This window comes from Amaricoccus sp. (assembly GCF_017995835.1).
Classification (GTDB): domain Bacteria; phylum Pseudomonadota; class Alphaproteobacteria; order Rhodobacterales; family Rhodobacteraceae; genus Amaricoccus.
In genome coordinates this window covers 1-9,857 of record NZ_JAGOID010000107.1, presented here as the reverse complement: position 1 = coordinate 9,857, position 9,857 = coordinate 1, and the positions used below count along the sequence as shown (strand labels likewise).

Annotated in this window: 9 protein-coding genes; 6 read left to right on the top strand and 3 right to left on the bottom strand. The window is 70.7% G+C overall.

From position 1 onward, the window contains the following. Together KBA23_RS13960 and KBA23_RS13955 are read left to right on the top strand one after the other, a co-directional pair. The coding region (locus tag KBA23_RS13960; RefSeq protein ID WP_290741951.1) for a GMC oxidoreductase at window positions 1-421 on the top strand (421 nt) is incomplete at its 5' end. Further along, window positions 408-884, top strand: coding sequence for a GNAT family N-acetyltransferase (locus tag KBA23_RS13955; RefSeq protein WP_290741949.1), 477 nt, complete (start codon window positions 408-410; stop codon window positions 882-884). The genes KBA23_RS13960 and KBA23_RS13955, both read left to right, overlap by 14 nt. On the opposite strand, the gene KBA23_RS13950 is transcribed toward KBA23_RS13955, so the two are convergent. From KBA23_RS13950 to KBA23_RS13940, 3 genes are all read right to left on the bottom strand, one after another. Further along, entirely contained in the window at window positions 881-1,363 is a 483-nt protein-coding gene (locus tag KBA23_RS13950; RefSeq protein ID WP_290741947.1) for a GAF domain-containing protein, read from the bottom strand. The genes KBA23_RS13955 and KBA23_RS13950 overlap by 4 nt on opposite strands. A gap of 110 nt (window positions 1,364-1,473) precedes the next feature. Further along, on the bottom strand, window positions 1,474-2,826 hold the full coding sequence (locus KBA23_RS13945; RefSeq protein WP_366935321.1) for an ammonium transporter: 1,353 nt from the start codon (window positions 2,824-2,826) through the stop codon (window positions 1,474-1,476). Window positions 2,827-2,864: 38 nt separating this feature from the next. Beyond that, the gene (locus tag KBA23_RS13940; RefSeq protein WP_290741943.1) at window positions 2,865-3,203 is read right to left on the bottom strand and encodes a P-II family nitrogen regulator; all 339 of its coding nucleotides are present in this window, start codon (window positions 3,201-3,203) and stop codon (window positions 2,865-2,867) included. Between the two features lie 455 nt (window positions 3,204-3,658). Between KBA23_RS13940 and xdhA the strand changes: the two genes are divergently transcribed. The 4 genes from xdhA to KBA23_RS13920 are packed head-to-tail and all read left to right on the top strand — an operon-like array spanning window position 3,659 to window position 9,709. Beyond that, window positions 3,659-5,134, top strand: a complete 1,476-nt coding sequence (xdhA, locus tag KBA23_RS13935) for a xanthine dehydrogenase small subunit (RefSeq protein ID WP_290741941.1) — start codon at window positions 3,659-3,661, stop codon at window positions 5,132-5,134. A 10-nt stretch (window positions 5,135-5,144) separates the two neighbouring features. Next, window positions 5,145-7,520 (top strand): xanthine dehydrogenase molybdopterin binding subunit, encoded by a 2,376-nt coding sequence (xdhB, locus tag KBA23_RS13930; RefSeq protein WP_290741939.1) that lies wholly within the window; start codon window positions 5,145-5,147, stop codon window positions 7,518-7,520. Continuing rightward, on the top strand, window positions 7,520-8,347 hold the full coding sequence (gene xdhC / locus KBA23_RS13925; RefSeq protein WP_290741937.1) for a xanthine dehydrogenase accessory protein XdhC: 828 nt from the start codon (window positions 7,520-7,522) through the stop codon (window positions 8,345-8,347). The genes xdhB and xdhC overlap by 1 nt, the downstream gene beginning before the upstream one ends. A gap of 60 nt (window positions 8,348-8,407) precedes the next feature. Next, entirely contained in the window at window positions 8,408-9,709 is a 1,302-nt protein-coding gene (locus KBA23_RS13920) for an NCS2 family permease (protein ID WP_290741935.1), read from the top strand. Window positions 9,710-9,857: the final 148 nt, after the last annotated feature.

Sequence of the window (9,857 nt, the reverse complement as noted above, 5' to 3'; positions counted from 1 at the left end):
CCATGCGGCGGGACCGGACTTCCGCACGCCGCCGTCGATCCGGCCGAACTACCTCTCGACCGAAGCGGACCTCGCCGTCGCCGCGCAGTCGATCCGGCTGACGCGCAACATCGTCGCGCAACCCGCGTTCGCCCGGCTGAAACCCGAGGAGCACCGGCCCGGGTCCGCGCTCCGGAGCGAGGCCGAGCTGCGCCGCGCTGCCGGGGATCTCGGCACGACGATCTTCCACCCCGTCGGCACCTGCCGGATGGGCGTGGACGAAGCCTCGGTGGTGGACCCGCGCCTGCGGCTGCGGCGGCTTGGACGGCTGCGGATCGCCGACGCCTCGGTGATGCCGACGATCACCAGCGGCAACACCAACTCGCCGACGCTGATGATCGCCGAGAAGGCGGCGCGGATGATCCTCGATGACGCCCGATAGCGCCACGGTGATCCGACAGGCCGGGCGCCGCGACGAGGCCGCGCTCCGGGAATGCGCCGCGCTGGCCTATGCCCGCTACGCGCCCCGGATCGGGCGGGAGCCCGCCCCGATGCGCGCCGACTTCGCGGCGCTGATCGACGCGGGCGAGGTCCACGTCGCGACCGACGCCGACGGCCGGCTCCAGGGCTTCGTCGTGTTCCGGGCGATGGAGGCCGGCTACGTCCTGCTGGAGAGCGTCGCCGTCCTGCCCGGCGCCGCCGGGCGCGGCGTGGGCAGGGCGCTCATCCTCTTCTGCGAGGACGCCGCGCGACGCGGCGGCGCCGGCGCGGTCCGGCTCTACGCCAACGAGAAGATGGTGGAGAACCTGGCGCTCTATCCCCGGCTCGGCTACGCGGAGACCGGACGGCGGGTCGAGGACGGCTTCCGCCGCGTCCATTTCGAGAAACGGCTGACGCCTGCCTAGCCGCGGCCCGGCGCGGCCCCCGGGTCGTCGCGGCCGAACACCGCTTCGACGATCGCTTCCAGCGCCAGGGCGTCGGCGGCGTCGAAGGCGGCCGGGGCGTCGCTGTCGATGTCGAGGACGCCGATGAGGCGGCCGCCCGCGTCGCGGACGGGAACGACGATCTCGGAACGGGTCGAGGCGGCGCAGGCGATATGGCCGGGGAAGGCGTCGACGTCCGGCACGACCTGCGTGCGCTCCTCGCGCGCGGCCGCGCCGCAGACGCCGCGTTCGAACGGGATGGCCAGGCAACCGTGCCCGCCCTGGTAGGGCCCGATCTTCAGGAGCCCGGGCGCGACGACGCGGTAGAACCCGACCCAGTCGAAGCCGTCGAGACCGTGGTAAAGCTCGCAGGCGACGGTGGCCATCAGCGCGACGGGATCGTCCTCGCCCTCGACGAGAGCGGCGATCCGCGCGGAAACCTCGGGATAGGGCCGGTCCATGGCGGCGATCCTCGCGCCGCCCGGACGAAAAGAAAAGCCCGGCGGTGACAGGCCGCCGGGCAAGGTGGGACCCGGAGCCCCGAGGGGTCCCGGCCCGGGGAAGGCGTCCGCTACATCACGTAGGCGCGCTCGCCGTGCTCGGCGAGGTCGAGGCCCTCGCGCTCGGTCTCCGGCGCGACGCGCAGGCCGACGATCATGTCGACGATCTTGTAGAGGACGAAGGAGACCACGCCGCACCAGAGGATGGTGATCGCCACGGCCTGGATCTGCACGACGACCTGCCCGACCATGTTCTGGCCTTCGGCATAACCGACGCCGCCGAGCCCCTCCGAGGCGAAGACGCCGGTCAGCACCGCGCCGACGATGCCGCCGATGCCGTGGATGCCGAACACGTCGAGGCTGTCGTCATAGCCCACCTTCTCCTTCACCACCTGCACGAAGAAGTAGCAGGCGGCCGAGGCGAGGAGCCCGAGGAGGATGGCGCCGACCGGGCCGACGAAGCCGGCGGCCGGGGTGACGGCGACGAGGCCCGCGATCATGCCGGAGGCTGCGCCGAGCATCGAGGCCTTGCCGCGGGCCATGGCCTCGATCACCGACCAGCCGACGATCGCGCCCGCCGTCGCGGTGAAGGTGTTGAGCATGGCGAGGCCCGCGCCGCCGCCGGCCGACAGCGCCGAGCCGGCGTTGAAGCCGAACCAGCCGACCCACAGGATCGAGGCGCCGACCATGGTCAGCGTCATCGAGTGGGGAGCCATGACCTCCCTCCTGTAACCGATGCGCGGCCCGATCACGAGCGCCCCGACCAGGGCGGCGATGCCGGCGTTGATGTGGACGACCGTCCCGCCCGCGAAGTCCATCGCGCCCCAGCCGAAATAGAGGCCGGCGGCGTCCCAGGCCATGTGGGCGACAGGGAAGTAGACGATCGTGACCCACATTATCATGAACAGGACGACGGCGGAGAACTTCATCCGCTCGGCGAAGCCGCCGACGATCAGCGCCGGCGTGATGCAGGCGAAGGTCATCTGGAAGGCGATGAAGACGAATTCCGGGATCGTGCCGGACTCCGAAGCCGGCGTGACGCCGGCGAGGAATATCTTGGCGAAGCCGCCGAAGAACGCGCTCTCCGAGCCGCCGAAGGCGAAGGAGTAGCCGTAGAGGACATAGATCACCATGACGATCGCGGTGATCAGCGTGCACTGCATCAGCACGGAGAGCATGTTCTTCACGCGCACGAGGCCGCCATAGAACAGCGCGAGGCCCGGCAGGATCATGAACAGCACGAGCAGCGTCGAGGTCAGCATCCAGGCCGTGTCGCCGCTGTTCAGCGCCGAGACCGTCTCCTCGACGACCGGGTCGAGCGCCGGCGCCGTCTCCGTCGTCGCCTCCTGGCCGAACGCGAGCGCGGCCGGCAGCGCGGCCGCGAGCACGGCCCCGAGGCCGAACGGTTTCAACAGGTCTCGCATGTACTTGCGCCTCTTCAATTCGAGTTCCTTTCCCCTGCTCACAGCGCCTCCTCCCCGGTCTCGCCCGTGCGGACGCGCAGAGCCTGCTCGACGCCGAGCACGAAGACCTTGCCGTCGCCGATCTTTCCCGTGCGCGCCGCCCCGGCGAGCGCTTCGACCACCTGGGGGACGACCCTCTCGGCGACGACGAGCTCGAGCTTGAGCTTGGGCACGAAGTTCACCACGTACTCGGCGCCGCGATAGATTTCGGTATGGCCGGACTGTCGGCCGTAGCCCTTCACCTCGGAGACCATCAGGCCCTGCACGCCGATGTCGGTCAGCGCCTCGCGGACCTCCTCGAGCTTGAAGGGCTTGATGACCGCTACGATCATTTTCATCGAAGTCCTCATGGGTATCGTCCGAGCACGCCGGCACACCCGAATACAAGCAAGGATCATGCCAGATTTCGGCATCGACCAGACTTGCTTGTGAAACCAGCCGTTTCCCGCAGGATGAGCGCCTTGATCGCATCCGGCGCCAACAGAGCGGGCGCACATATGATCAATTCCTGTGCAGTCGGACCGGCCAAGGGCGATTGGGCAAGCAGCAGGCGCCCGGCGGACGGGAGGCGCCATTCCGGCTTGCATCCGCGGCCGGTCGCGCGCCAGTCTCGTCACGGCATGGGGTACGGGGCGCATGGCGAGAACCGGACTGCCGGCCGCGCGCTCTCGCGGCCGGAAACCCGCCGATTACCTCTCTCCACGTTGAAAGTGAGTTCCGATCGGAGCCGGTTCCCCGGTCGCCTCTCTTCGCGCAGGATCGCAGGAACAGGAAGCCGGGCGGGGAGCGAGCAATGACAGCCAGCGCGACGACACGGAAGGAGCTGCGCTTCCTCCTGAACGGACCGGAGGTGCGGCTGGCGGAGTGTCCACCCACGCGCACGCTGCTCGACTGGCTGCGGATCGAACGGCGCCTGACCGGAACCAAGGAAGGCTGCGCCGAGGGCGATTGCGGCGCCTGCACCGTGCTGGTCGGCAAGCTGACCGAGGCCGGGCTCGTCTACGAGAGCGTCAACGCCTGCATCCGCTTCATGGGCTCGCTCGACGGCGCCCACGTCGTCACCGTCGAGGCCCTGTCCGAAGGCGGCTCGCTGCATCCGGTGCAACAGGCCATGGTCGAGCACCACGGATCCCAGTGCGGCTTCTGCACGCCCGGAATCGTGATGTCGCTCTACGGCCTGTGGATGCGCAGGCCCGACGCCTCGGTCGCGCAGATCGAGAAGGCGCTCCAGGGCAACCTCTGCCGCTGCACCGGCTATGCGCCGATCATCCGCGCCGCGCAGGCCGCGGCCGCCGCCTCGCCCGACGGCGATCCGCTGGTCGTCGAGCGCGCGCGCGTCACCGAGGCGCTGAAGGCGATCCGCGACGGCGCCCGCGTCGACATGGGCGAAGGGACCGACCGGCTGATCCTGCCCGCCGACGTCGCCGACCTGGCCGCCCTGCGGGCGGAACTGCCCGGCGCGACGGTCGTCGCCGGCGCGACCGACGTCGGGCTCTGGGTCACCAAGCAGATGCGGCCCATCGGCCCGCTGATCTTCATCGGCCATCTCGACGGCCTGCGCCGCATCGAGGAAACCGCCGAGGGCGTCCGCTTCGGCGCCGGCGTCAGCTATGCCGAGGCCCGCGCCGCCATCGCCCGGCGCTGGCCGGCGCTGGTCGAGCTCTGGGACCGCATCGGCGGCGAGCAGGTGCGCAACATGGGCACCGTCGGCGGCAACATCGCCAACGGCTCGCCGATCGGCGACACGCCCCCGCCCTTCATCGCGCTGGACGCGAGCCTGCGCCTTCTCAGCGCCGCGGGCCCCCGCGACCTGCCGCTCGAGGACTTTTTCATCGCCTACGGCAAGCAGGACCGCCGCGCCGACGAGATCGTCGAGAGCGTGTTCGTCCCGGCCCCGCCCGCCGGCGCGGCCTTCGCCTGCTACAAGGTCACCAAGCGGCTCGACGAGGACATCACCGCCGTTCTCGCTGCCTTCCGCCTCACCTTCGACGGCGACCGGATCAGCGACGCCCGCCTCTGCTACGGCGGCATGGCCGGCACGCCGAAACGCGCGACCAACGCCGAGGCGGCGCTCAAGGGCCGGGCGTGGGACGAGGCCGCAGCCGAGGCCGCCATGGCCGCGCTCGCCGACGACTTCGCCCCCCTCACCGACTGGCGCGCCACGGCGGAGTATCGCCGGCTGGTCGCAGGAAACCTGATCCGCCGCTTCTGGCTGGAGACGGGCGGCGCATCCGTGCGGCTCGACCGGCCCCTCGCCGAAGCGGTCTGAGGCAACGCCCATGAACATGCGCAAACCCGAAACCGCCACCGCCGACAAGCCCGTCGACCACGCCATCCGCGGCGGCGTCCACACCGCGCTCCCGCACGAGAGCGCCGCCAACCACGTCACCGGCCGGGCGGAGTACATCGACGACATCCCCGAACCCGCCGGCACGCTCCACGCCGCCCTCGGCATGTCCGACCGCGCCCATGCCCGCATCCTCGCGATCGACCTCTCCGCAGTCGTCGCGTTCCCGGGCGTCGTCGGCGCGCTCACGGCCCGCGACATTCCCGGGCACAACGACATCTCGCCGGTCAGCCGTCACGACGATCCGGTCTTTGCCGAGGCTGTCGTCGAGTTCCACGGCCAGCCGGTCTTCGCCGTCGTCGCCGAGACCCGCGACGCGGCCCGCCGCGCCGCCACCCTCGCCAGGATCGAGTACGAGGACCTGCCCCACGCCATCGACGTCATCGACGCGCTGGCCGCGGACTACCCCTTCGTCGTCGACCCGCTGAAGCTGGAGCGCGGCGACGTCGCCCGCGGCATGGCCGGAAGCCCGCGCCGCCTCTCGGGACGTTTCCGCGTCGGCGGGCAAGAACACTTCTACCTCGAAGGCCAGATCGCGCTCGCCATCCCCGGCGAGGACGGCGACGTCACCGTGTTCTCCTCCACCCAGCACCCCTCCGAGGTGCAGCACATGGTCGCGCACGTCCTCGGCGTCGCCAGCCACAACGTCACCGTCAACGTCCGACGCATGGGCGGCGCCTTCGGCGGCAAGGAGACCCAGGCCAACCTCTTCGCCGTCATCGCCGCTGTGGCGGCGAAGAAGTGGCGGCGCGCGGTCAAGTTCCGCCCCGACCGCGACGACGACATGGTGGCGACCGGCAAGCGCCACGACTTCGTGATCGACTACGAGCTCGGCTTCGACGCCAGCGGCCGCATCCATGCGGTCGAGGGCAGCTTCGCCGCGCGCTGCGGCTTCTCGGCCGACCTCTCGGGCCCCGTCACCGACCGCGCCCTGTTCCACGCCGACAACGCCTATTTCTACCCGGCGGTAAGACTCGTCTCCAAACCGCTGAAAACCAACACCGTGTCGAACACCGCCTATCGCGGCTTCGGCGGGCCGCAGGGCCTCGTCGCGGCCGAGCGGTTCATCGAGGACATCGCCTACGCGCTCGGCAAGGACCCGCTCGAGGTGCGCCGCGCCAACTTCTACGGCGGCGAGGGCCGCGACGTGACGCCCTACTGGCAGAATGTCGAGGACAACATCGTCGGCCGCATCGTCGACGAACTCGAAGCCTCGGCCGACTACCAGGCCCGGCGCAAGGCGGTGATCGCCCACAACGCCTCGAACCCGACGATCCGCAAGGGCATCGCGCTGACGCCGGTCAAGTTCGGCATCAGCTTCACCGCGACGTGGTACAATCAGGCCGGCGCGCTGCTGCACGTCTACACCGACGGCTCGGTGCAGCTGAACCACGGCGGCACGGAGATGGGCCAGGGCCTCTACACCAAGGTCGCCCAGGTCGTCGCCGAAGAGCTCCAGATCGACCTCGACCGCATCCGCGTCACCGCCACCTCGACCGGCAAGGTGCCGAACACCTCCGCGACGGCCGCCTCGTCCGGCGCCGACCTCAACGGCATGGCCGCGGCCGACGCCGCGCGCCAGATCCGCGAGCGCCTGATCGCCTTCGCTGCCGAGCGCTGGCAGACCGGCCCGGAATCGGTGCGCTTCCACGCCAACCACGTCCATGTCGGCGACGAAAAGGTGCCCTTCGCCGCGCTGATCCGCATGGCCTACCAGGCCCGCATCCAGCTCTCCGCCGCCGGCTTCTACAAGACGCCGAAGATCCATTGGGACCGCGCCACCGGCCGCGGGCGGCCGTTCTACTATTACGCCTACGGCGCCGCCTGCTCCGAGGTCTCGGTCGACACGCTGACCGGCGAATACCAGGTGGATCGCGTGGACATCCTCCACGACGCCGGCCGCTCGCTGAACCCCGACCTCGACATCGGCCAGATCGAGGGCGGCTTCGTGCAGGGCATGGGCTGGCTCACCACCGAGGAACTGTGGTGGGACGACAAGGGCCGGCTCCGCACCCATGCGCCCTCGACCTACAAGATCCCGCTCGCTTCCGACCGGCCGCGCATCTTCAACGTGAAGCTCGCGGAATGGTCCGAGAACGTCGAGCCGACGATCAAGCGGTCCAAGGCCGTGGGCGAGCCGCCCTTCATGCTCGCCGTATCGGTGCTCGAGGCGCTGTCGATGGCCGCCGCCTCGGTCGCAGACTACCGCATCGCGCCGCAGATGGACGCCCCGGCCACCCCGGAGCGCGTGCTGATGACCATCGAGCACCTCCGCGCCGCCGCGAAGGCCCAGGGGACTTCCGGCTGATGGAGCCCCGCGACCTTCTCGCCGCGGGCGCGCCGCTCATCCTCGCCGAGGTCGGGGCCACCCGCGGCTCCGCCCCGCGCGATGCGGGCGCCTGGATGCTGGTGGCGGCGGAGGCCGTCGCCGGCACCATCGGCGGCGGACAGCTCGAATACATGGCCATCGACCGCGCCCGCGTGCTCCTGCGCCGCGGCTTCGCCGCCGAGACGATGGAGGTGCCGCTCGGCCCCGCGATCGGCCAGTGCTGCGGCGGTCACGTCCGCCTGACGCTGACCCCGGTCGACAAGGGAACCGCCCACATGCTCGAGGCCCGAATGGACGCGGAGGAGGCGGCGCAGCCGGAGGTGCTGGTCATCGGCGCCGGCCATGTCGGCCGCGCGCTCGCCGCGGCGCTCGCGCTCCTGCCGGTGCGCGTGCAGCTGATCGACCAGCGCGTGGCGGAACTCGCGCTCGCCGCGCCGGGCGTGCCGACCACCCTCTCCCCCCTGCCCGAAGCCGAGGTCGCCGCCGCGCGGCCCGGCTCGGCCTTCGTCATCCTGACCCACGATCACGCGCTCGACTTCCTCGTCGCCGCCGCGGCGCTCGACCGCGGCGACGCAGCCTATGTCGGGATGATCGGCTCGGAGACAAAGCTCGCCCGTTTCCGCTCCTGGCGGAAACAGACGGGCGTCCGCAAAGACCCCGCCGCCGGGCTGACCTGCCCGATCGGCGGGCCCTCCGGCGACAAGCGCCCCGCAGTGATCGCGGCGCACGTCGCGGCGGAGATCATCGGCCGGCTCGGCGCGCCCCAGGCCGCCGTGCCGGAGAAGGCCCCGACGACACGGAACTGAACAGGGACAACCTGCCCCGCCGCGCGAGCCCGGGGCGAGAGAGAAAGTGCGGCAACCGCCATGCTCGACAGCTACTTCAAGCTTCAGGAACACGGGACCAACGTCCGGACCGAGTTGATCGCCGGTCTGACCACCTTCCTGACGATGGCCTACATCATCTTCGTCAACCCGCAGATCCTCGCCACCACCGGCATGGACCAATCCGCGGTCTTCGTCGCCACCTGCCTCGCGGCCGCGCTCGGCTCGGCGATCATGGCGCTCTATGCCAACTGGCCGATCGCCATGGCGCCGGGCATGGGCCTCAACGCCTTCTTCGCCTTCACGGTCGTCGGCGCGCTCGGCTTCACCTGGCAGCAGGCCCTCGGCGCGGTGTTCATCTCGGGCTGCATCTTCCTGATCCTGACCGTCACCGGCGTCCGCCGCTGGCTGGTCGCCGGCATCCCGCACTCGATGCGCTCGGCGATCGCCGCCGGCATCGGGCTCTTCCTCGGCATCATCGCGCTGAAGAACGCCGGGATCGTCGTCACCTCCGAGGCGACCTCGGTGACGCTCGGGCACATGATGGCCCCGGCGCCGATGCTCGCCATGCTCGGCTTCTTCATCATCGCCGCGCTCGACGCGCTGAAGGTGACCGGCGCGATCCTGATCGGCATCCTCGTCGTCACGCTGATCTCGATCGCCGCCGGCTTCTCCGACTTCGGCGGCATCGTCGACACGCCGCCCTCGATCGCGCCCACGTTCCTCCAGCTCGACGTCGTCGGCGCGCTCGGCGTCGGCATCGTCCACGTCGTGCTGGTCTTCGTCCTCGTCGAGGTCTTCGACGCCACCGGCACGCTGATCGGCGTCGCCAAGCGCGCGGGTCTCCTCGAAGAGGGTCCGAGCCACACCAGCCCGCAGCTCGGCAAGGCGCTGCTGGCCGACAGCTCGGCCATCGTCGCGGGCTCGTTCCTCGGCACCTCCTCGACCACCGCCTATGTCGAGAGCGCCTCCGGCGTGCAGGCCGGCGGCCGCACCGGCCTCACGGCGCTGACCGTCGCCGTCCTCTTCCTCGCCGCGCTGTTCTTCGCCCCGCTCGCGGGCTCGGTCCCCGCCTTCGCCACGGCGCCGGCGCTGCTCTTCGTCGCCTGCCTCATGGCGCGCGAGCTGACGGACATCGACTGGGACGACATCACCGAGGCGGCGCCGGCGGCGCTGACCGCGATGATGATGCCCTTCACCTACTCGATCGCCAACGGCCTCGCCTTCGGCTTCATCTCCTACGCGGCGCTGAAGCTCCTGACCGGCAAGGCCCGCGACGTCCACGCCGCGACCTGGCTCGTCGCCGGCCTCTTCCTTATCCGCTTCGCCTTCTTCCAGGAATAGCGCACACGCACCACCCCGGGGCGGCACGCCGCCGCCCCGGGGCGCAGGCATGGAACGGGTTCCGCGTGATCGTCTCGGTCGTGTAGCGCAAGCGGCGGAAGTTCGAAGGTGGCGTGATCTCCGGGTGACCTGAAACCCACCCCCAGCC

Excerpts from the sequence above, each read along its gene's own strand:
- KBA23_RS13955 (WP_290741949.1), top strand. The coding sequence starts at position 408 with ATGACGCCCGATAGCGCCACGGTGATCCGACAGGCCGGGCGCCGCGAC.
- xdhA (WP_290741941.1), top strand. The coding sequence starts at position 3,659 with ATGACAGCCAGCGCGACGACACGGAAGGAGCTGCGCTTCCTCCTGAAC.
- KBA23_RS13940 (WP_290741943.1), bottom strand. The coding sequence starts at position 3,203 with ATGAAAATGATCGTAGCGGTCATCAAGCCCTTCAAGCTCGAGGAGGTC.
- KBA23_RS13945 (WP_366935321.1), bottom strand. The coding sequence starts at position 2,826 with ATGCGAGACCTGTTGAAACCGTTCGGCCTCGGGGCCGTGCTCGCGGCC.
- KBA23_RS13920 (WP_290741935.1), top strand. The coding sequence starts at position 8,408 with ATGCTCGACAGCTACTTCAAGCTTCAGGAACACGGGACCAACGTCCGG.
- KBA23_RS13950 (WP_290741947.1), bottom strand. The coding sequence starts at position 1,363 with ATGGACCGGCCCTATCCCGAGGTTTCCGCGCGGATCGCCGCTCTCGTC.
- xdhB (WP_290741939.1), top strand. The coding sequence starts at position 5,145 with ATGAACATGCGCAAACCCGAAACCGCCACCGCCGACAAGCCCGTCGAC.
- xdhC (WP_290741937.1), top strand. The coding sequence starts at position 7,520 with ATGGAGCCCCGCGACCTTCTCGCCGCGGGCGCGCCGCTCATCCTCGCC.